Origin of the sequence: Croceibacterium segetis (genome assembly GCF_011320115.1) — a bacterium.
In the GTDB taxonomy this organism is placed as follows: domain Bacteria; phylum Pseudomonadota; class Alphaproteobacteria; order Sphingomonadales; family Sphingomonadaceae; genus Croceibacterium_B; species Croceibacterium_B segetis.
Genome location: NZ_JAANOZ010000002.1, coordinates 212,282 through 232,492, shown reverse-complemented (window position 1 = coordinate 232,492; position 20,211 = coordinate 212,282). Strand labels below are relative to the sequence as shown.

The window sequence follows — 20,211 nt, the reverse complement described above, 5'->3', positions numbered from 1 at the left end:
GTGACAGACCTGCCGATCCACGCCATCCTGCCGGACCTGCTCGCCTCCTTGCGCGATGGTGCCGGCGCGGTGCTGGTCGCGCCACCTGGCGCCGGCAAGACTACCGCCGTCGCGCCCGCGCTGCTTGGTGAGGCCTGGTGCACGGGGCAAGTTATCCTCCTCAGCCCCCGGCGGCTGGCAGCGCGCGCGGCGGCCGAGCGCATGGCCGAACTGCTCGGTGAACCGGTCGGCCAGCGCGTGGGATACCTGACCCGGCTCGACAGCAAACAATCGGCGGCCACCCGCATCCTCGTCGTGACCGAGGCAATCTTCGTCAACCGCATCCTCGGCGATCAGGAACTGGCCGGCGTGTCGGCGGTCCTGTTCGACGAAGCGCACGAGCGACACCTCGACAGCGATCTCGGTCTAGCGCTGGCAATCGAAAGCCAGTCGGTCCTGCGCGAGGACCTGCGGATCGTGGTGATGTCGGCTACTATCGACGGAGCGCGATTTGCTCGCCTGCTGCACGGCGCGCCAGTGATCCGAAGCGAAGGCCGGGCATACCCGCTGCGTATCGAGTGGCTCGGCAGCCGGCCCGAGCTGCGCACCGACGAAGCGATGGCTAGCGCGGTGTTGCAGGCATGGCGCGATGAGAAGGGAGACGTCCTCGCCTTCCTCCCCGGAGTCGGCGAGATCGAACGCACGCGCGAGCGTCTGGCCAAGCGCTTGCCCGACGTGCCGATCCTGCCGCTCCACGGCCAGGTCGAACCCGCGGCCCAACGTGCGACGATCCGGCGTGATCAGCAAGGCCGTCGCCGCATCGTGCTTGCCACCGCGATCGCCGAAACCTCGATCACCCTCGACGGCGTCTCGGTGGTGGTCGATGCCGGCCTCTCGCGCCGCGCCGAGTTCGATCTAGCCGCCGGCGTGACCCACCTGGTCACCCACCGCGCCAGCCAGGCCGCGGCGGCCCAGCGGGCGGGCCGAGCGGCGCGGCAGGGGCCCGGCGTGGCCTATCGCCTGTGGGAGGAAGCCGCGCACCCCGGCCGCGCGCCGTTCGATCCGCCCGAGATGCTCACAAGCGACCTCGCGCCGCTGCTGTTGGCATTGGCGCATTGGGGTGTGGCCGACCCGGCCTCGCTGCCGTGGCTCGATCCGCCGCCGTTGCCGGCGCTCAGCGCGGCGCGCGGGCGCCTGGAGGCGCTCGCTGCGCTCGACGGGGCAGGGCAAATCACCGATCGCGGACGCCAGATCGCTTCGTTGCCGATCGCCCCGTGGCAAGCGGCCATGCTGCTCTACGGCGCCGAGCACGGGGCGGCCGAGCAGGCGGCCAAGCTCGCGCTCCTGCTACAGGAACGCGGCCTCGGCGGGCGCAGCGAAGACCTGGCGCAGCGGCTGGCGCGGTGGGACGGCGATCGCTCAACACGGGCGGATGCAAGCCGGAAGCTGGCGCAGGGCTGGGCCAGGAGGGCAAGCGCTGTCGTCGGCAAATTGGAAGGCGAAGGCGCGCCGCTCGGCATTCTTCTGGCGATGGCGCTGCCGGATAATCTGGCGCGCCGCCGGGATAATTCGGGGGAAAGCTGGCTCTCGGCTGGTGGGCGCGGTTACGTCCTCGATTCCACTTCGCCGCTAGCCTCCGCCGAGTGGCTCGCCATCGGCGACGCGCAGGGTCAGGCCAAAGGCGCGAGGATCACAGCCGCGCTTCCGCTGACCACCGCGGAAGTCGAGCAGTGGCTTGGGGAGCGCGTGGAACGTCGCAGCCTGCTCAGGTGGACCGGCGAGCGCGCCGAAGCGCGGCTCGAACGGCGGCTCGGTGCGATAACGCTGGCGAGCGGGCCGGATCCCACGCCCGATGCGGAGGCGGTCACCGCGCTGCTGGTGGCGAAGGCTCTGGAAAACCTTGCGGATATCCTACCGAAAGACTTACTCGCCCGCGCGCGGTTCGCCGGCATCGATGCGCTTTCGCCGGAAACTTTGGCCGCCAGCGCCGAGGACTGGCTCGCTCCCTTGCTACAGGGGCGGCGCGATCTTGCCATCCCTCAAGGAAAGCTGATCGACGCGCTGCTCGCCCCGCTCGACTGGGACGCGCGCCAGCGGCTCGATCGCGTGGCCCCGCGCGAGTTTGCCACGCCGGCCGGGTCGAGCCACGCGATCGACTACTCCGGTCCCGATGCCCCCGCGGTCGAGGTACGCGTCCAGGCGCTGTTTGGGCTTGAGGCTCACCCCATGATCGGCAGCACACCGTTGCTGCTCAAACTCACCAGCCCTGCTGGGCGGCCGATCCAGGCGACGCGCGACTTGCCGGGCTTCTGGCGGGGCAGCTGGAAGGACGTCGCGAAGGAAATGAAAGGCCGCTATCCGAAGCATCGCTGGCCCGAGGAACCGTGGGCGGAGAAACCCAGCTTGAAGACCAAGAACGCCTTCCAAAACAGTCGCGGCTGACATAGAGGACCCGCATGCAAGCCCGTATCTACCAGCGCCCGAAGAATGCCATGCAGTCGGGCAAGGCGCTAACCGACCAGTGGATTCTCGAGTTCGCTCCGCTCGAGGCGAAGAAGCCCGATCCGCTGATGGGCTGGGCCGGCAGCGGCGACACCCGCGAGCAGGTGCGGCTCAAGTTCGACACTTGCGAGGCGGCACAGGCCTACGCGACGAAGTGCGGTATTTCCGCGATCGTCCACCAGACGCCGCCGAGGAAGCTCAAGCTGCAGGCCTACGCCGACAACTTCCGCTAACTTGCAAATCGCCGCCACTCCCGCCATATGCCCGCCCGGGAGTCGGGTGGGCGTTCGCGTCCGCCAACCTGGTCAGGTCCGGAAGGAAGCAGCCACAACGGATGGCAGCGGGTCGCCCGGCTCCTTTTTCACCGCATGACATTCTCCGCCCCAATCCCTAACCTGCCGGCATGACCGATTCCGGCGACATCTTCGGCGACGATCCGCCGCCGGACGGGGAGGGCGAGAGCAAGCCTAGCGCGGCGGAGCTCGAATCCGCCGGCCAGGCGGCGATGTTCGGCGAAACCGCCCCGGAGGCTCCGAAGGCGGCGCCCGCACCGGCGGCGACTCCCTACCGCGTGCTCGCCCGCAAGTACCGGCCGCAGACCTTTTCCGAGCTCATCGGGCAGGACGCGATGGTCAAGACGCTGGCCAACGCGATCACTCGCGACCGGCTGGCGCACGCCTTCCTGATGACCGGCGTGCGGGGGGTCGGCAAGACGAGCACCGCCCGGCTGATTGCCAAGGCGCTCAACTGCGTCGGCCCCGACGGGCAGGGCGGGCCGACGATCGATCCCTGCGGCGTGTGCGAACCGTGCCTCGCAATCGCCGAGGGCCGCCACATCGACGTAATTGAGATGGATGCCGCCAGCCACACCGGCGTCGACGACGTGCGCGAGATCATCGAGGCGGTGCGCTACGCCGCGGTCAGCGCGCGCTACAAGATCTACATCATCGACGAAGTCCACATGCTTTCGCGCAACGCGTTCAACGCCTTGCTCAAGACGCTCGAGGAACCGCCGCCGCACGTGAAGTTCCTCTTCGCCACCACCGAGGTCGAGAAGCTGCCGGTGACGGTGCTCAGCCGCTGCCAGCGCTTCGACCTCAAGCGCATCCCCAAGCCTCTTCTCGAGCAGCAGTTCGCCTCGATCTGCCGCCAGGAAGGCGTCGAGGCCGAGCCCGAGGGGCTGGCGATCATCGCCTCGGCGGCCGAGGGGTCGAGCCGCGACGGCTTGTCGATCCTCGACCAGGCGATCGCCCATGCCGACCTCGAAGGCGGCGGCAAGATCACCGCCGAACGCGTTCAGGACATGCTCGGCCTCGCCGACAAGGGCGCGCGGCGGCGGCTGTTTGCGGCCCTGCTCGAAGGCGATCCGCAGGCGCTGCTCGCCGAGGTCGACCGGCAATACGCGCTCGGCGTCGAACCACTCGCGCTGATGCGGGCGATGATGGAGCTCGCCCACGGCATCACCGTCGCCCAGATTGGCAGCAACGCGGCCGACGCGGCGACGCAGGAGGAGCGCGAGGATCTCGAACGGTGGGCCGGGTCGCTCTCGCCGGGGCAGCTCCACCGGCTGTGGCAGTTGCTGCTCAAGGGTCATGACGAAGTGCGCAAGGCGCCCGACCCGCTGGTCGCTGCGCAGATGGCGCTGCTGCGCGTGCTTCACGCCGCCGAGATGCCCGATCCGGGCACGCTGGCAAAAGCGCTCGAGACGATGGCCGCCAACGGCGTTGCCGACGCTCCCGCTGCGCCGCAAGGAAGCAATGGTGCGTCTGCGTCAGCCCCGCTGTCGCTCGAAAGCTGGCAACGGCTGGTCGAGCGGGTCGAACAGTCGGGCGCGATCAGGGTTGCGCAAGTCATGCGCGACTGGTTGCGGGTCATCGAACTGGCGCCCGGGAGGCTGGTTTACGAGGTCGCGCCGGGACTTGGCGAAGACCCCGCGCCGGAAGTGCGCGATGCCTTGCTCAAGGCGACCGGCGAACGCTGGCAGGTCGCTGCGGGAACGGGCCTTTCGTTGCCCACATTGCGCGAGCAGGCGGAGACGGTGAAGGCCGCCGAGGACGCTCGGATCCGCAGCGCGCCGCTGGTCGAGGCGGCGTTCGCGGCGTTCCCCGGCGCCGAGCTGGTCGACGAGGCGGAAGGCGCGCAAGGCAACCGCAACTGGAACAAGAGAGCCTAGGATCAAGCGATGGACATGGAAGAGATGCTCAAGGCCGCGCAAGCCGCCGCCGAGAAGATCCAGCAGCAGATGAGTGACGTCCAGGCGACGCTCGATTCGCTCGAGGTTGAAGGTTCCGCGGGTGGTGGGCTGGTCAAGATCCGCGCTACCGCCAAGGGCCGCATCCTGTCGGTGTCGATCGACGACAGCCTGATCGTGCCCGAGGACAAGCAAATGCTCGAGGATCTGGTGACTGCCGCGTTCAACGATGCTCGCACCAAGGCCGATCTCGCGGCCGAACTCGAGATGCACAAGGCGCAATCGGGAATGGGCCTGCCGCCCGGTTTCAAGCTGCCGGGGATGGGCTGACTAGGGTTCGTCGCCGCCTCTGACCAGGACCGCGCGTAGCGAGCTGCGCTTTCCTGGCGCAATCCGGCCAAGCTCGGCCGGGGGCTCCACGGGGCCGACGGCCGGTGCGTACTTCTCGACGATGTGGCGGGCTATCGGCGGCTCGAATACGAGGCCGCAGGTGTCCGGCTTGGTCCAGACGACGCGGCAGATCGAATCATGCCCCTCCCATTCAAGAAGCGCCGTGGTGCCCTCCCTCGGCGGATCGACGGTGTGGAAGCGGGTTCCCGTGACCGACAGGTCCGACAGCGAACCGGTCCTGTCGCCAAAGCAGGTTCGCAATCGGGCGGGGCAATTCAGCGGAGTGCGCGGTTCGGCCCTTCGTTCGGCAATATCGCGGGCGGTTGCGCGGCCAAAGGACATTCTCGGGGAATGAAGGGACATCCCTAAATTCGCGTAAACGGCAGGAGCGCGCCTCCATCCACAGCGAATCCGCTATCGCCGTTGCGGGCGTGCGCGGCGCTTCCCATATTCAGGGCCAAGACGCGCGCTGGAGCGCTTTCTGCCGCGCGGTGTTATATTGGACGGATGAATATCTTCATGAATCAGTTTCCCCTGCTTCCCTTGCGCGACTTGGTCGTGTTCCCCGGCCAGGTAGTCCCGCTGTTCGTCGGGCGCGACAAGTCGGTGACGGCGCTCGAGGCGGCGATGGCCGGCGACAAGGATATCCTCCTCGTCGCCCAGCTCGATCAGGGCTGCGACAATCCCGAACGCGACGATCTCTACGACATCGGTACGGTCGCTCAGGTGCTGCAACTCCTGAAGTTGCCCGACGGCACCGTGCGCGTTCTCGTCGAGGGCCAGCAGCGCGCTAGGCTGACCAATCTGGAGGAGCGCGACGACTACGTGCTCGCCACGACCGAGCTGATCGAAGAGGAAGAGCTCGGCGGCACGCAAGTTTCCGCGCTGATGCGCAGCGCGCTCGAGCAGTTCGGCGATTACGCCAAGCACAACAAGAAGCTGCCCGACGACATCGAGACCGAGCTCGCCGAAATCGACGATGCTGGCCGCCTCGCTGACGCGATCGCCGGGGCGCTGACCAGCAAGGTCGCCACCAAGCAGTCGTTGCTGACCGAGACGGACGCGCTGAAGCGGCTCGAGATGGTCTTCTCGCTGATGGAAAGCGAGCTCTCGGTGCTGCAGGTGGAACGCAAGATCCGCGGCCGGGTGAAGCGGCAGATGGAGAAGACCCAGCGGGAATATTACCTCAACGAGCAGCTCAAGGCGATCCAGAGCGAGCTTGGCGGCGGGGAGGAGGGCGAGGTCGACGAACTCGCCGAGCTGCAGCAGAAGATCGAGACCCTCAAGCTCTCGAAGGAGGCCAAGGCGAAGGCCGGCGCCGAGCTCAAGAAGCTGCGCACGATGCAGCCGATGAGCGCCGAGGCGACGGTGATCCGCAACTATCTCGACGTGCTGCTCGGCCTGCCGTGGGGTAAGAAGAGCCGGCTCAAGAAGGACATCGCCAAGGCCCAGGCGGTCCTCGACGAGGATCACTACGCCCTGTCGAAGGTCAAGGACCGCATTATCGAGTACCTGGCTGTCCAGGCGCGCACCAACAAGCTCAAGGGCCCGATCCTGTGCCTCGTCGGCCCTCCCGGCGTCGGCAAGACCAGCCTCGGCAAGTCGATTGCCCGTGCGACGGGCCGCGAGTTCATTCGCCAGTCGCTCGGCGGCGTGCGCGACGAGGCCGAGATCCGTGGCCACCGGCGTACCTACATTGGCTCCCTGCCAGGCAAGATCGTCACCAACCTCCGCAAGGCCGGAACCAGCAATCCGCTGTTCCTGCTCGACGAAATCGACAAGCTCGGCCAGGACTTCCGCGGCGACCCCGCGAGCGCGCTGCTCGAGGTGCTCGACCCCGAGCAGAACTCGAAGTTCCAGGATCACTATCTCGAGCTCGACATCGACCTTTCCGACATCATGTTCGTGACCACCGCGAACACTCTCAACCTGCCGCAGCCGCTGCTCGACCGGATGGAGATCATCCGTCTCGAAGGCTACACCGAGGACGAAAAGGTCGAGATCGCTCAGCGCCATCTGATCAAGAAGCAGGTCGAGGCGCACGGCCTCAAGCAGGGCGAGTTCGAGCTGACCGAAGACGGCCTGCGCGACCTGATCCGCTACTACACCCGGGAAGCCGGCGTGCGCACGCTCGAGCGGGAGATCGCCCGGCTGGCGCGCAAGACGCTGCGGCAAATCCTCGAGAAGAAGGTCGAGCGCGTGATTATCACGCCGGACAACCTCGGTGAATTCGCGGGGGTTCGCAAATACAAGCACGGGATGTCGGAGGACGAGGCGCAGGTCGGCGCGGTTACCGGCCTGGCGTGGACCGAAGTCGGCGGCGAACTGCTGACGATCGAAAGCGTCACCGTGCCCGGCAAGGGCGAGGTCAAGACCACCGGCAAGCTCGGCGAAGTGATGACCGAAAGCGTCGCCGCGGCGTTCAGTTTCGTCAAGGCGCGCGCCCCGGCCTATGGCATCAAGCCTTCGATCTTTCAGCGCAAGAACATCCACATCCACTTGCCTGAAGGGGCGGTGCCGAAGGACGGGCCGAGCGCCGGGGTCGGCATGGTCACCTCCATCGTCTCGACCCTGACGGGGGTGCCGGTGCGCCCGGACGTGGCGATGACCGGCGAGGTCACGCTGCGCGGCCGGGTACTGGCTATCGGCGGGCTGAAGGAGAAGCTGCTCGCCGCGCTTCGCGGCGGAATCAAGACCGTCCTGATTCCAGAAGACAACGTGAAGGACCTTGCCGAGATTCCGGCCAATGTGATCGAAGGGCTCGAGATCATCCCGGTGGCACACGTCGACCAGGTGCTCGAAGTCGCGTTGACGGCGGTGCCGGCAGCGATTGAATGGACCGAGGCGGACGATCTCGCCAGTCAGCCTGGCCAGTTGGGCAGCCCACCGGCTACTGCCACGACCGCTCACTGAGCGCGCGCAGCAGGAGCGCTGCAGCGCAGCGAATCGGTGGCCGCCGTCCTACCCTTAGCGCGCTGTTAAGCACGCTCTGTTTCCGCGCGGGACGCTCCCGGCGTCAAATGTCGGCCAATTCGCCGCCCAGGCGCGGAATTTGGCGGCTTTGGCTTTGACAGGGCATGGAAAAGACGCTCAACTCCCGCGCCATCGCGACGCGATTCCAAATTCGATCCGACAACACAAATGAGGGGGGTTTCTCCGACCATGAACAAGAACGAACTGATCGGTGCAGTCGCCGACGCCAGCGGACTGTCGCGCAGCGATGCCACGAAAGCGGTCGAGGGTGTGTTCGACACGATTACGCGCACGCTGTCGAAGGGCGACGAAGTGCGGCTGGTCGGGTTCGGCACGTTCTCGGTGGCCAAGCGCAAGGCTTCGACGGGTCGCAATCCACGCACCGGCGCGCCAATGACGATCAAGGCGTCGACCCAGCCCAAGTTCAAGGCGGGCAAGGGCCTGAAGGATTCAGTGAACTGATTTTGCACGGCCCGGCGGGGGAGCCGGGCTTGTTGCGATGGAAAGGCCGCTCCGCTGGAGCGGCCTTTCGTTTGCCAGCTACGGCACCAGTCGAACCAGGGCCAGCGGCATCACTTGGGTCCGCTTGGTAATGCGCCACTGCAGGACCTTGCCCCCGGTGCCCGCCCGCGGCCCTTCGTCGGTGTTGTTGGCGAGGATTTCGCCGTCGGTGACGAGGCGAAACGTGCCGTCGATCTCGGGCACGTTCGGCACCGCGGCCGCGCCGGCATCCGAGTTTGCGGTGGGATCGCTCATCCCGGTGCCCAAGGCTCCTGACATCATTGCCTGCAGCGGATTGGTGGCGCTCTGGGCGGTGAAGCCCGGCGCGTCGATCCGTACCGTGCCGTCCGCGCGCCGATTGGCCATGACGAAGGCATTGGCCATCGGGAAGCGCTCGATGGTGGGAAAGGCGAAGTCGTGCGTCAGCTTGCTCGAAAGCGCGAAGTCGACCTCGAACAATCCGTCACCGACGTAAGTCACCGAACGCCAACCGGCCTGGTGGCGCAAACGCTCGGCCAGTTCCCTGGCCGCTTCCGGATCGGCCGGGTCGATCCCGCCGAGCATGGCGCGCATCATCTCGGCGTTCTTCTGGTCCTCCAGTTTCTTCTTTTCTCTGCCCTCTTCCCAGGCGCGCTTCTGCTCGGTGAGTTCCTCGGCCGTGCAGGTCCGCTCGTCGAAATTGTCGTCGTGGCAGGCTTCGGCGACGAACTGGTCGCCGGCAGTCTCTGCCTTGCCGGCCATGTCGGCCATCTTGCTCAGGGCGAGCAGGTAGATCTGGCCCTTGTAGGCGAAGGTGAAAGACCCATCCTTGCGTAAGTCGAGCGTCGAATCGAACTTCCCCGGCTGCAGGAAGCAGCCGCTCAGCGCCAGGCATGCGAGCGCGGGCACCAGGGCCCGCCGGAACCACGTGAACATCGCCTACCCCCCGTCAGGCCCGACTAGCCGGGCCGTGTCGCCACCGCGTAGAGCGCGATCGCGGCGGCGTTCGATACGTTGAGGCTTTCCATCGCCTCGCCGATCGGTAGCCGTGCGAGCGCGTCGCAATGCGCGGCGATGTTATGCCGCAAGCCTTCGCCTTCCGCACCTAAAACCAGTGCTACCGGTCCAGCAGCCAGCGCCTGCGCGAATTCGGCGTCGGCATCGCCGGCCAGGCCGATGCGCCAGTAACCCGCCTCTGCGATCTCCTCGAGCGCGCGAGCGAGGTTGACCACTCGCACCCACGGTACGGACTCGAGCGCGCCGGAGGCCGCTTTGGCCAGCGCGCCGCTTTCGGGCGGAGCGTGGCGGTCCTGCGTCACCAGCGCCGCGGCGCCGAACGCGGCCGCCGAGCGGAGGATCGCGCCGACGTTGTGCGGATCGGTGACCTGGTCGAGCACGACGATCGGGCGATCGGCGTCGCCGCTGAGCACGTCGTCGAGATGGATGTCGTCGAGCGGCTCGCATTCGAGCACCAGGCCCTGGTGCGGCGCATCGTGCGAGACGAGCCGCGCGAGGTCGGCAACCTCGGCGTATTCGATCGGAAACCCGGCCGGCAGCTCGCCGTCGAGCGAGGCGACGCCTTCGCGCGTAGCCCACAGCTTGCGGTGCTGGCGCGCGGGATTCTTCAGCGCCGCCTCCACCGCGTGCCGGCCCCACAGGCGAACGTGGCCGTGCGTCGGCCGCCCCGAACCGCGCCCGCCCTGCATCCGTCCCGCGCGCCCGCGCAGCGCTTTCTTGTTTCCGCCTTTTGCCATCGGCCATCCCCTGCCAGCGCCGCCATTGACAGGCAAGCGCCGCTTCGCCATGGACCCCGGCACTCGGCCGGAGCCCCGCAGCGCGGGGCGCAATTCAGCGGGTTCGCCCGTCACCCGGCATCAGGGTGGACAGGTGGCCGAGTGGTTAAAGGCAGCAGACTGTAAATCTGCCCGCGCAAGCGTACGGTGGTTCGAATCCACCCCTGTCCACCAGCCGGTCTGCATATTTGCCGAGGAGATCTCTTCCGGCCTGAAATGGCGCCGCACGGAGGAGATTTGCTCCGTAGGTTTCCCGATACAGGATCGCCCGGGCCGGCGCCTACCTCTTTCAGCACCAGCCACCCGATGGCATTGGAATTGCGAGGAAGGTGGCTCATGCCGACGATCAAACGGGTGCCGGTCGACACCTTTCCCGAGAATACGGTCTTCCTGCTGCGCGATGGCGAAGGTTACTCGCCTGAGCAGTTCCAGGCTTTGCGCAAGATTCGTGTCTCGGTCGGTTGCCACGAAATCCTCGCCACCTTGAATATCGTGGACGACGAAAGCCTGGTCGGTCACGGCCAGATCGGCCTCGGCGAACAAGCCTTTCGTCGCCTCGGCTGTGCCGAGGGAACGGAGGTTGCCATCGAGCAGGCACGCCAACCGGCCAGCCTCGAGTCCGTTCGTCGCAAGATTGACGGCGATACGCTTTCCGACAGCGAGATCGCGATGATTGTTCACGACATCGCCGACCATCTCTATTCGCCAATGGAGATCGGCGCCTTCCTCGTTGCCTGCGCCGGCTTTATGAGTACGCAGGAGACGCTTTCTCTGACCCGCTCGATGGTGGAAGCCGGCAACCGCTTGCACTGGGACGCTCCGCTGGTCGTCGACAAGCACTGTATCGGGGGAATTCCGGGAAACCGCACGTCGATGATCGTGGTCCCGATCGTCGCTGCCCACGGATTGATCTGCCCGAAGACCTCTTCGCGTGCGATTACATCGCCGTCAGGTACTGCCGACACGATGGAGGTACTCGCCAACGTCGATCTCACGGAAGAGCGGATGGCGGAGATCATTGCCTCCGAGAAGGCGTTTCTGGCCTGGGGCGGACGCGTTGACCTTTCGCCGGCCGACGACGTTCTGATTTCGGTGGAGCGTCCGCTCAGGCTCGACACCTTCGAGCAGATGGTCGCCTCAATTCTGTCCAAGAAGGTCGCTGCCGGATCTACTCATCTGGTAATCGATATTCCAGTCGGCCCAACGGCAAAGGTCCGTAACCAAAGCGATGCCGTTCGGCTGCGCAAGCTGTTCGAATACGTCGCCCGTCACCTTGGCCTGGTGACGACGATTGTCCTCAGTGACGGTTCGCAGCCGGTAGGTCGCGGTGTCGGCCCGGTCCTCGAAGCACGCGACGTCATGGCGGTGCTGCGGAACGAAGACGACGCGCCCGCCGACCTGCGCGAGCACGCGGTCGTGCTCGCCGGACACATGCTCGAATTCGATCCTGCGCTGGAAGGAGGCCGCGGCTATGCCCGTGCGCTGGAACTGTTGGCTTCCGGTGCGGCGCTCGCGGCCATGGAGCGGATAATCGCGGCACAGGGTCGGCGCGCCGTGCAACCGCAGTTGGGCAGTAGGCATATTGATATTGTCGCCGCTGAAGCCGGCACGGTTCGACAGATCGACTGTGAGCGCATTGCCCGCATTGCGCGCCTCGCCGGGGCGCCGATGGACGAAGGTGCAGGGATCGACTTGTTTTGCAAGGTCGGCGCCCACGTCCGCAAGGGCGAGGCGCTCTATCGAATCTTCGCCAACTCGGAGACCGGACTCGGCTTCGCGCGCGACCTTGCCGCCGAAGACTCCGGCTACGAGGTTGGCTCATGAGTTGCACGGTGTTTGGCTTTGCCGCCCAGGCGGCCGCTTCGGAACGGTTGGCGCGCGCCCTCGGCGTTCCGCATCGCGCGGTTGCCTCGCGAAGTTTCCCGGACGGCGAAAGCCTCGTTCAGGTCGAGCCATCGTCCTCAACGGCACTGCTCTATTGTTCGCTCGATCACCCCAATGACAAGTTGATCGAAATCCTGCTGGCTGCCGCGGCATTGCGTGACAATGGTGCCGCGCAGGTCGTTTTGGTCGCCCCCTATCTGGCCTATATGCGGCAGGACACCGTGTTCCACGCCGGAGAAGCAGTAAGCCAACGTGTCATCGGCAAGGTGCTCGCAGAGCACTTCGATGGGTTGTTGACGCTCGATCCGCACCTTCACCGCACGCACTCGCTGGCCGCCATCATGCCCGGGATCGAAGCTGTCGCTGTTTCGGCGGCGCCTGTCCTGGCCGCCGCGCTCGACAAGCGCGACGATCCCTTGCTGGTTGGGCCCGACGGAGAAGCCCACCAATGGGTGGAGCGGATTGCCGGCCCACTGCAGCTCGAGTTCGTTCTGGGAACAAAGCGCCGCGCCGGCGATCGCAGCGTGGATGTTGCGATCCCCGACGCGGAGAGGGCAAAGGGCCGGCGCGTGGTCATAGTCGATGATCTGATTTCGAGCGGCGGCACTCTCCTTGCTGCCGCCCGCTTGATGCGCGAAGCCGGGGCGCGAAACATCGAGGTGCTCGCGACGCACTGCCTCGCTGCGGAAGCCGACCTGGCGGAGCTGCGCGAAGCCGGAATTACACCGATCCGTGCGACCGATAGCGTCGCCGGCCCTGTCGGAACATTGCCGATCGCCGGTCTTCTGGCTGAGGAAATCCGCCGCCGCCGATGGAGCTTGTAGTGACTGACGATGCGCTCAAGCTAACGTTTCATGGCGCCGCCGGCACGGTAACCGGTTCGTGCATGGAGTTCGTCTGCGGGGGCCGGCACGTCCTGGTCGATTGCGGGTTGTTCCAAGGTTCGCGCTCCCTCGAAGCGCTGAACCTGGGCGCGTTTGCCTTCGAACCGCGGCGCATTGAAGCCGTCGTTCTTACCCATGCCCACATCGACCACTGCGGTCTGCTGCCGAAACTGGCGGCGGAGGGTTTCAAAGGCGCAATCTGGTGCACCGAGCCAACACACGATCTACTCGAATTCATGCTCGCCGACGCCGGACGCATCCAGGAAATGGAAGCCGAGCGGCACAATCGCCGTCGGGATCGCGCCGGGAACGCGCCGTTCGCACCGCTCTACACTGAGCAGGACGCGCTAGCGGCCTGGCGGTTATGCAAGCCGGTTGAGCTCGGCAGCTGGTTCGAACCGGCACCGGGCTTCCGGGCACGCTTCTGGAATGCCGGCCATGTCCTCGGTTCGGCGTCGGTCGAACTCGAAGGCGGATCCGTACACGCAATGTGCTCGGGCGACATCGGCCCCGAGTTCAAGGCTTTCCTCGCCGACCCCGACGGCCCCTCTGGCTTCGACTACGTGGTGTGCGAAAGCACCTATGGTGGCCGCACCCGAGAGAAATTGACGATCGAACAGCGCCGAGAAATCTTGCGAGCCGAAGTCGTCGCGGCCATTGCCCGTGGAGGCAACCTGATCATCCCCGCATTCGCGCTCGAACGCACCCAGGAATTGCTTCTCGACCTCGCTTACCTGATGCAGGGCAACGACATTCCCAAAGCACCCGTGTTCATCGATTCCCCGCTTGCCCGGCAGATCACAGAGGTGTTCGCGAAATACGCCTCCGAGCTGGCTGACACCGGCGGGATAAATATATTTGCGGATCCCGGCTTTCACTTTGTCGGCGATGCTGCAGAGTCGATACGCCTGAATTCGATGTCGGGCGCGATCATCATCGCGGCCTCCGGAATGTGCGAGGGCGGCCGTATTCGCCACCATCTGCTGCATAATCTCCACCGGCGCGGATCGACGATCCTGTTCGTCGGCTATCAGGCCCAGGGCACCCTCGGCCGAGTGCTTGTCGACGGCGCGCACGCGGTGCGGATTTCCGGAACCGACGTGCAGGTCCGTGCGCAGATCAGGCGGATCGATAACTACTCGGCTCATGCGGACCAGAGCGAGCTTCTCGACTGGATCGTGCATCGCGCTCCGATTTCGGGGACGCTCTTTCTTGATCACGGCGAGTCCGAAGGTCTCGAAGCGATGCGAAGGGAACTGCAACAACGCGAACCGGATCTCAACGTCCGGCTGCCGAAAATCGGCGAAAGCTATGCTCTTTCTGTGAGGCAAAAAGCGCGACGCCTGACGACAGGTCTTCCCGGCGCACAGCGCGCGGTCGGGCAAGACTGGCAGAATGCCTATGCCGACCTCGTCACCGGACTGAAGTCGGATCTGGGACGAATTCCCGAGGATCACCGGCAGGAAGCCATCGAGCGGCTTCGTCAGGTCTTGCGGTCCTATACCCATTTTCGCGACAACCGCCGCGACTAGCTCAGGGGCTAAGCCTCACGCCAGCGCTCGAGGGACATCGAACTCGGCACTCGCCCGCCGCTGTTAGCCGCGCCGGGTGAACAGAAGTCCAATTGCGCAATCAGGCGATGGCCGGCTCTGACCTCGGCGCCGCGGCGGTGCTGCGCTGCCGGTCCCACCAGGCGAACACCCGCTTAGATGACCACCAGAGCGCCGCAGTGACGATGATCGAGACAATGCCGTCGACCGCGTAATGATAGGCCAGGTGGACCGAGGCGACGAAGATCAGGGCCAGGAACACGAGGACGAACGATCCCGCCCGCTTCGATACATGGCGCATCGCCAGGTAATACAGGAACGCCATGGAAATGTGCATCGAGGGCATGGCGGTGATGCCGCTGCCGAGGCCGCGCGAATCTGCGTGAAACCAGTCGAGCAGCAATTGCTGCACGGTCAGCGTCATCACCGGGATATGGCCGTCGGCTGCGTTGAGGTAGGCCATCTGCGCGGCGAAATGCGGATCGCCGAGCAGCGGCTGGAGGAAACAGGGGCCGACCGAGGCGAAGGCCGTGGCGAGGGCGCCCCCGATCACCGTCCAGCTCAGGACGAAGCAAAGGAAGAACCTGCGGCGGGTGAGATCGTCGACACCGAAAAAGCAGAAGAACAGGCAGCCCGGGTAAAGCAGCAGGAACCACACCTGATACAGCAGCGCCAGGAATGCCGTGATCGGTGGATACCCGACGAAGGGCTGCAGCACCTGCCAGGCGTCATGTCCGAAGAACAGGGCGCGGTCCCAGCCGATGAAGGTCTGGTCCCAGGTATAGGCGTTGAACAGCGGGATCATTGCCTTCATCTTGGAAAAGAACGGCATGAAGCAGATGAACACGGCCAGCATCGGCAGCCCGGCCAGCAGCCGCGAAAGGCGGTCCGGCTGTAGATAACGGTCCCTGAGAAAGGCGGCCGGACTGGCGACGCGGTGCCGCCACAGCTGCCATCCGGCGTCCATGGCAATCATGAGCATCGCGCTGATCGCGAAGACCTGTGCATTCACTGCGATCAGGTCCGGACCGAAGTAGATGCCCTTCATCGCCATCAGCACCAGGCAGAGGGCAAACAGGAACACGGCAATGACGTAAGTGGGGGCGTCGGCCGCGAGCCACGTCCGGCACTCGCCCGCATTCACCGGGCCGCGCAGCCCAATTGTGCCTCCGCTCGTCATGCCGGGTGCGATACCCGCGAATTCTAAGGAATCTGCTAAGGGCGGATCGGCCGCCAGCGGCTTCTTTGCTTGTAGCCGCGGGGCGGACATTCTAGATGCCCGCCATGGCCGGTGACCTGTTAGACAACCGGGGCCGGGGCGACGCCGAATGGGGCTGGCCTCCGATCCATCCCGAAGGGCGCAAATTCGGACTCGCCGCGGTTGGCGTTTCGCTGATCGTCCTGTTGATCCTGCATTGGCAGATTCTCGGCTGGCCCTTGCTGCTCGGCTCGCTCGGCGTGTTCGCCTTCTTCCGCGATCCGGAGCGTGTCGTGCCGCAAGGCGCGGACCTGATCGTTTCGCCCGCCGACGGGCTCATCACGCTGATCCAGCAAGTGCCGCCGCCGGCCGAGTTGCAGGTGCCCGACGGGCAAGCTGGCGACGCGCTGACGGCCGAGCCGGTCACCCGCATCTCGATCTTCATGTCGGTGTTCGATGTGCACATCAACCGCGCCCCGATCGGCGGCACGGTCGCCCGGGTGATCTACATTCCGGGCAAGTTCGTGAACGCCGACCTCGACAAGGCGAGCGAGGAGAACGAGCGCCAGCACGTGCTGATCGAGCGCGCCGACGGCGTGCGGGTGGCGTTCACCCAGATCGCCGGGCTGGTGGCGCGGCGCATCGTACCGTTCATCAAGCCGGGCGACATCGTCGCCGCCGGGCAGCGCGTGGGGCTGATCCGTTTCGGCAGCCGGGTCGACGTCTACTTGCCGCGCGGCACCGAATCGAAGGTGCTGCTCGGGCAAAAGGTGATCGGCGGGGAGACCGTGCTTGCGGAGATCGGCAAGCAGGGGCTGATCGAAGGCGTCAGCCAATGAGCGGCCCCGAGTTCGACGACGAAAGGCCGATCGATCCAGGGCCGGCCTGGCTCGGCCCGAAGGCGAGCGAGGACGACATTCCGGTCACGCGGCGCTTCGGGGGCGGGCTGACGGTGCGCGCGGTGCTGCCGAATGCGATCACGGCAGCGGCGCTTTGTTCGGGCCTTACCGGCATTCGCTTTGCAATCTCGGCGGCTTACGGGCACCCGGACGATTGGCAGAAAGCGCTGCTGGCGATCGTCTTTGCCGGCGTGCTCGACGGAATCGACGGGCGGATAGCCCGCCTGCTCAAGGCGCAGTCGCGCTTCGGGGCGGAGCTCGACAGCCTGGCGGATTCACTGAGCTTCGGGATGGCGCCGGCGCTGGTGCTGTTCCTGTGGTCTTTGCAGGAGCTGCCGCGCTTCGGCTGGTTCGCCAGCCTCGCATTCGCGATCTGCTGCGCGCTGCGGCTCGCCCGCTTCAACGCGCGGATCGACGAGGACGACCAGCCGCACAAGTCCGCCGGGTTCCTCACCGGCGTTCCCGCCCCGGTCGGCGCAGGCCTGGCGTTCCTGCCGATGTACTTGTGGATCGCCACCGGTGAGCCGGTGTTCCGCAATCCCTGGCTGGTGGCAGCGTGGGTCGCGGCGATGGCCTTCCTGATGATTTCCAACATCGCCACGATGAGCTGGAAATCGATCCGGCCGAGGCGCTCGATCAGGCTCGAAGCGATCGCTCTCGTGGGGCTGGTATTCGCCGCGCTGCTGGTGGAACCCTTCTGGACGCTGACGGGAATCTGCGTCGTCTACCTGGCGTTGATGCCGCTGGGGATCGCCAAGTACGCGAAGGTCAGGCGGCTGCGCGCCGGCGCGATTGAAGCGCAGGCATCGGGGCCGGCCGAACCGCTCGACGTGACGTCCGCGCCATAACCACCGGGCAGGCGCGGCCACGCTCGTGCCGCACCGTCACCGTCCGCGTGTCGCTGCAAAGGGCGAGCTGCTGCCGAACCATCGTGGCAGCAGCAAAGCCCTTCGCGAGAGACGCGGCAATCACCGCGACGGCCAGGGCCGCGGCGGCGACGAAGGCGAGGGTCAAGAGCGTAGCGAACATATCCGTGAACCTTGCTTGCCCGTGCCGGGAAACGGCCGCGGGAGATTTGCGGTAGAAGTGTCCAGGCGATCGTTCCGTTCCCGGTCTGTCCGCCTGATTCGGTATATGTTCATGGTTTGTTCTAACGTCAAGCCCCAATTTGCGGCAAGGTGAATCGGCAGCACGGCGAATTGCGCTGGATTTGCCCGGCGTTCGCCGTTAAGGGCCGGCCCCGCCGGATGGTCCGCTTGTCGGTCCGAACGGCAAATTCACATGGAAGGCACACAGTCCGGTGCCCCAGCGGGACGCTCCGCCAGGGTTCCAGCGCCTTCCAGAGGCATAACCGGAAAGGAATTCCTTATGGCGGCTCCGACCGTCACCATGCAGCAATTGATCGAGGCCGGGGCCCACTTCGGCCACCAGACCCACCGCTGGAACCCGCGGATGAAGCCGTACATCTTCGGCGCCCGCAACGGGGTTCACATCATCGACCTGTCGCAGACCGTGCCGCTGTTCGCGCGCGCGCTCGACTTCATCCAGGATACCGTCCGCGCCGGCGGCAAGGTGCTGTTCGTCGGCACCAAGCGCCAGGCGCAGGATCCGATCGCCGAAGCGGCCCGCCGCAGCGGCCAGCACTTCGTCAACCACCGCTGGCTCGGCGGCATGCTGACCAACTGGAAGACCATTTCCGGTTCGATCAAGCGGCTCAAGAGCCTTGAGGAGCAGCTCGCGGGTGACACCTCGGGCCTGACCAAGAAGGAAGTGCTGCAGCTGACCCGCGAGCTCGAGAAGCTCGAGATGTCGCTCGGCGGCATCCGCGACATGGGCGGCATTCCCGCGGTGATGTTCGTGATCGACGCCAACAAGGAAGAGCTGGCGATCAAGGAAGCCAACGTGCTCGGCATCCCGGTCGTGGCGATCCTCGATTCGAACGTCGATCCGAGCGGCATCGCCTTCCCGATCCCGGGCAACGACGATGCCAGCCGCGCGGTGCGCCTGTACTGCGACGCGGTGGCCCAGGCGGCGATGAGCGGCCGCGGCGAAGGCGTGGTCGATTCGGGCGCCGACTTCGGCGCGATGGCCGAACCGCCGGCGGAAGCCGTTGCCGAGGAACCCGCCGCCGCCGAACCGGCTGCCGAAGAGGCACCCGCCGAAGCCTGAGCCCCCGGCTCGCACTAGCGATCCGCGCGCCGGGCCCCCATTTAGCGAGGCCCGGCGCCCGGTCCCGTTCAATTCAAGAGGTACAAGACCATGGCTTACACAGCCGCTGACGTGAAGAACCTGCGCGAGCGCACCGGCGCCGGCATGATGGACTGCAAGAAAGCGCTCGACGAGAGCGGCGGCGACTTCGAGTCCGCGGTCGACTCGCTGAAGGCCCGCGGCCTCGCCGCCGCTGCCAAGAAGTCGAGCCGCACCGCGGCCGAAGGGCTGGTCGGCGTGGCCGTCAACGGCACCACCGGTGTCGCGGTCGAGGTCAATTCCGAGACCGACTTCGTGGCCAAGAACGACCAGTTCCAGGACTTCGTCCGCAAGACCACCGAGGTCGCGCTCGGTCTCGGCACCGACGACGTCGAGGCGCTCAAGGCGGCCGCTTATCCCGGCGGCGGCACGGTGGCCGACAAGCTGACCGACAACGTCGCGACAATCGGCGAGAACCAGCAGGTCCGCCGGATGAAGCACGTCAGCGTCGGCCAGGGCGTGGTCGTGCCTTACATGCACAACGCGCAAGGCCCGAACCTCGGCAAGATCGGCGTGCTCGTCGCGCTCGAGAGCGCCGCCGGCGCCGACGTGCTCGAGCCGCTCGGCAAGCAGCTGGCGATGCACATCGCCGCGGCGTTTCCGCAGGCGCTCAACGCCGACGGCCTCGACCCCGAGGTGATCGAGCGCGAGCGCAAGGTCGCCCGCGAGAAGGCGGCCGAGAGCGGCAAGCCGGCCGAGGTCCAGGAAAAGATGGTCGACGGCGCGATCAAGAAGTTCGCCAAGGAGAACGCTCTCCTCAGCCAGCTCTCGGTGTTCGACAACAAGACCCCGATCGCCGACTTCGTGGCGCAGGCGGGCAAGGCCGCCGGCAGCGAGATCGTGCTCAAGGACTACGTCCGCTTCCAGCTCGGCGAAGGCATCGAGAAGGAAGCCAGCGACTTCGCGGCGGAGGTTGCCGCGGCCGTCGCCGGCTGAGCTTGCCAACCGAACGCAAGAGGCCGCCGGACGCGAGTTCGGCGGCCTTTTCCGTGCGCCGCGGCCAGGCTGCCGAATCGGGTGACACTTTACGGACCCTGTCACCCACCTGTCGCCCGGCAAACCCGCGCAAACCCGGGCTTTTCGGTCCCGGCGACAGGGTGACACTTCTCCTACCGAAAACACCTTGAGGCACCTGTGAAGCAGACTCCGTCGCCTGCCCTGCTACTCGTCGGGGCTTCCCGCGTATCCAACATTCGCGCGGGCCGATCCAACATTCGAACGAGCGCGTGGCTGGCCGGCGC

General features: G+C 66.2%; 17 protein-coding genes, 1 tRNA gene and 1 other RNA gene. 15 read left to right on the top strand and 4 right to left on the bottom strand.

The features are described from left to right. The 5 genes from hrpB to G7B69_RS02955 all read left to right on the top strand — a co-directional run bounded on the left by hrpB (nt 1) and on the right by G7B69_RS02955 (nt 5,002). Nucleotides 1-2,421 (top strand): ATP-dependent helicase HrpB, encoded by a 2,421-nt coding sequence (hrpB, locus tag G7B69_RS02975; RefSeq protein WP_166175927.1) that lies wholly within the window; start codon nt 1-3, stop codon nt 2,419-2,421. Between the two features lie 14 nt (nt 2,422-2,435). Further along, nucleotides 2,436-2,714, top strand: a complete 279-nt coding sequence (locus G7B69_RS02970; protein WP_166175925.1) for an ETC complex I subunit — start codon at nt 2,436-2,438, stop codon at nt 2,712-2,714. Nucleotides 2,715-2,749: 35 nt separating this feature from the next. Continuing rightward, nucleotides 2,750-2,844: signal recognition particle sRNA small type (gene ffs, locus G7B69_RS02965), an RNA gene on the top strand. A 40-nt stretch (nt 2,845-2,884) separates the two neighbouring features. Then, complete coding sequence (locus G7B69_RS02960; protein ID WP_166175923.1) at nt 2,885-4,654, top strand: DNA polymerase III subunit gamma/tau; 1,770 nt, start codon at nt 2,885-2,887, stop codon at nt 4,652-4,654. A 9-nt stretch (nt 4,655-4,663) separates the two neighbouring features. Then, nucleotides 4,664-5,002 carry a YbaB/EbfC family nucleoid-associated protein gene (locus G7B69_RS02955; RefSeq protein ID WP_166175921.1) on the top strand — a complete coding sequence of 113 codons (339 nt, stop codon included), beginning with the start codon at nt 4,664-4,666 and terminating at the stop codon, nt 5,000-5,002. Here the strand turns inward: G7B69_RS02955 and G7B69_RS02950 are convergent, their stop codons facing one another. Continuing rightward, a complete protein-coding gene (locus G7B69_RS02950) occupies nt 5,003-5,404 on the bottom strand; it encodes a PilZ domain-containing protein (protein ID WP_166175919.1) in 402 nt (133 codons plus the stop codon). It abuts the gene before it with no gap. A gap of 177 nt (nt 5,405-5,581) precedes the next feature. Here G7B69_RS02950 and lon point away from each other — a divergent pair, with 177 nt between their 5' ends. Then, nucleotides 5,582-7,975 carry an endopeptidase La gene (gene lon, locus G7B69_RS02945; protein WP_166175917.1) on the top strand — a complete coding sequence of 798 codons (2,394 nt, stop codon included), beginning with the start codon at nt 5,582-5,584 and terminating at the stop codon, nt 7,973-7,975. A 249-nt stretch (nt 7,976-8,224) separates the two neighbouring features. Continuing rightward, nucleotides 8,225-8,497 (top strand): HU family DNA-binding protein, encoded by a 273-nt coding sequence (locus G7B69_RS02940; RefSeq protein ID WP_166175915.1) that lies wholly within the window; start codon nt 8,225-8,227, stop codon nt 8,495-8,497. Between the two features lie 78 nt (nt 8,498-8,575). Here G7B69_RS02940 and G7B69_RS02935 read toward each other — a convergent pair whose 3' ends face one another. Further along, nucleotides 8,576-9,451, bottom strand: a complete 876-nt coding sequence (locus G7B69_RS02935; RefSeq protein WP_166175913.1) for a hypothetical protein — start codon at nt 9,449-9,451, stop codon at nt 8,576-8,578. A gap of 23 nt (nt 9,452-9,474) precedes the next feature. Further along, complete coding sequence (gene rlmB, locus G7B69_RS02930) at nt 9,475-10,269, bottom strand: 23S rRNA (guanosine(2251)-2'-O)-methyltransferase RlmB (RefSeq protein WP_166175911.1); 795 nt, start codon at nt 10,267-10,269, stop codon at nt 9,475-9,477. 127 nt (nt 10,270-10,396) lie between these two features. Between rlmB and G7B69_RS02925 the strand changes: the two genes are divergently transcribed. The 4 genes from G7B69_RS02925 (at nt 10,397) to G7B69_RS02910 (ending at nt 14,608) form a co-directional block, all read left to right on the top strand. Further along, nucleotides 10,397-10,482 (top strand) — tRNA-Tyr (locus tag G7B69_RS02925). A 162-nt stretch (nt 10,483-10,644) separates the two neighbouring features. Beyond that, complete coding sequence (locus G7B69_RS02920) at nt 10,645-12,132, top strand: thymidine phosphorylase family protein (protein ID WP_166175909.1); 1,488 nt, start codon at nt 10,645-10,647, stop codon at nt 12,130-12,132. Then, nucleotides 12,129-13,016: a ribose-phosphate diphosphokinase gene (locus tag G7B69_RS02915; RefSeq protein ID WP_166175907.1), complete on the top strand. Its 888-nt coding sequence runs from the start codon at nt 12,129-12,131 to the stop codon at nt 13,014-13,016. The genes G7B69_RS02920 and G7B69_RS02915 overlap by 4 nt, the downstream gene beginning before the upstream one ends. 62 nt (nt 13,017-13,078) lie before the next feature. Further along, nucleotides 13,079-14,608, top strand: coding sequence for an MBL fold metallo-hydrolase (locus G7B69_RS02910; protein WP_166176203.1), 1,530 nt, complete (start codon nt 13,079-13,081; stop codon nt 14,606-14,608). Nucleotides 14,609-14,708: 100 nt separating this feature from the next. Here the strand turns inward: G7B69_RS02910 and G7B69_RS02905 are convergent, their stop codons facing one another. Next, nucleotides 14,709-15,806, bottom strand: coding sequence for a phosphatase PAP2 family protein (locus G7B69_RS02905; protein WP_166175905.1), 1,098 nt, complete (start codon nt 15,804-15,806; stop codon nt 14,709-14,711). Nucleotides 15,807-15,910: 104 nt separating this feature from the next. Between G7B69_RS02905 and G7B69_RS02900 the strand changes: the two genes are divergently transcribed. The 4 genes from G7B69_RS02900 (at nt 15,911) to tsf (ending at nt 19,906) form a co-directional block, all read left to right on the top strand. After that, nucleotides 15,911-16,663 (top strand): phosphatidylserine decarboxylase, encoded by a 753-nt coding sequence (locus G7B69_RS02900; RefSeq protein WP_166175903.1) that lies wholly within the window; start codon nt 15,911-15,913, stop codon nt 16,661-16,663. Further along, complete coding sequence (locus G7B69_RS02895) at nt 16,660-17,571, top strand: CDP-alcohol phosphatidyltransferase family protein (protein WP_166175901.1); 912 nt, start codon at nt 16,660-16,662, stop codon at nt 17,569-17,571. The genes G7B69_RS02900 and G7B69_RS02895 overlap by 4 nt, the downstream gene beginning before the upstream one ends. A gap of 520 nt (nt 17,572-18,091) precedes the next feature. Then, a complete protein-coding gene (gene rpsB, locus G7B69_RS02890; RefSeq protein WP_166175899.1) occupies nt 18,092-18,892 on the top strand; it encodes a 30S ribosomal protein S2 in 801 nt (266 codons plus the stop codon). Between the two features lie 90 nt (nt 18,893-18,982). Then, nucleotides 18,983-19,906 carry a translation elongation factor Ts gene (gene tsf / locus G7B69_RS02885; RefSeq protein WP_166175897.1) on the top strand — a complete coding sequence of 308 codons (924 nt, stop codon included), beginning with the start codon at nt 18,983-18,985 and terminating at the stop codon, nt 19,904-19,906. Nucleotides 19,907-20,211 lie beyond the last annotated feature (305 nt).

Excerpts from the sequence above, each read along its gene's own strand:
- G7B69_RS02970 (WP_166175925.1), top strand. The coding sequence starts at position 2,436 with ATGCAAGCCCGTATCTACCAGCGCCCGAAGAATGCCATGCAGTCGGGC.
- G7B69_RS02900 (WP_166175903.1), top strand. The coding sequence starts at position 15,911 with ATGGCCGGTGACCTGTTAGACAACCGGGGCCGGGGCGACGCCGAATGG.
- G7B69_RS02955 (WP_166175921.1), top strand. The coding sequence starts at position 4,664 with ATGGACATGGAAGAGATGCTCAAGGCCGCGCAAGCCGCCGCCGAGAAG.
- G7B69_RS02895 (WP_166175901.1), top strand. The coding sequence starts at position 16,660 with ATGAGCGGCCCCGAGTTCGACGACGAAAGGCCGATCGATCCAGGGCCG.
- G7B69_RS02920 (WP_166175909.1), top strand. The coding sequence starts at position 10,645 with ATGCCGACGATCAAACGGGTGCCGGTCGACACCTTTCCCGAGAATACG.
- lon (WP_166175917.1), top strand. The coding sequence starts at position 5,582 with ATGAATCAGTTTCCCCTGCTTCCCTTGCGCGACTTGGTCGTGTTCCCC.
- G7B69_RS02960 (WP_166175923.1), top strand. The coding sequence starts at position 2,885 with ATGACCGATTCCGGCGACATCTTCGGCGACGATCCGCCGCCGGACGGG.
- G7B69_RS02950 (WP_166175919.1), bottom strand. The coding sequence starts at position 5,404 with ATGTCCTTTGGCCGCGCAACCGCCCGCGATATTGCCGAACGAAGGGCC.
- G7B69_RS02935 (WP_166175913.1), bottom strand. The coding sequence starts at position 9,451 with ATGTTCACGTGGTTCCGGCGGGCCCTGGTGCCCGCGCTCGCATGCCTG.
- G7B69_RS02915 (WP_166175907.1), top strand. The coding sequence starts at position 12,129 with ATGAGTTGCACGGTGTTTGGCTTTGCCGCCCAGGCGGCCGCTTCGGAA.
- G7B69_RS02910 (WP_166176203.1), top strand. The coding sequence starts at position 13,079 with ATGGAGTTCGTCTGCGGGGGCCGGCACGTCCTGGTCGATTGCGGGTTG.
- G7B69_RS02905 (WP_166175905.1), bottom strand. The coding sequence starts at position 15,806 with ATGACGAGCGGAGGCACAATTGGGCTGCGCGGCCCGGTGAATGCGGGC.
- G7B69_RS02940 (WP_166175915.1), top strand. The coding sequence starts at position 8,225 with ATGAACAAGAACGAACTGATCGGTGCAGTCGCCGACGCCAGCGGACTG.
- tsf (WP_166175897.1), top strand. The coding sequence starts at position 18,983 with ATGGCTTACACAGCCGCTGACGTGAAGAACCTGCGCGAGCGCACCGGC.
- rpsB (WP_166175899.1), top strand. The coding sequence starts at position 18,092 with ATGGCGGCTCCGACCGTCACCATGCAGCAATTGATCGAGGCCGGGGCC.
- rlmB (WP_166175911.1), bottom strand. The coding sequence starts at position 10,269 with ATGGCAAAAGGCGGAAACAAGAAAGCGCTGCGCGGGCGCGCGGGACGG.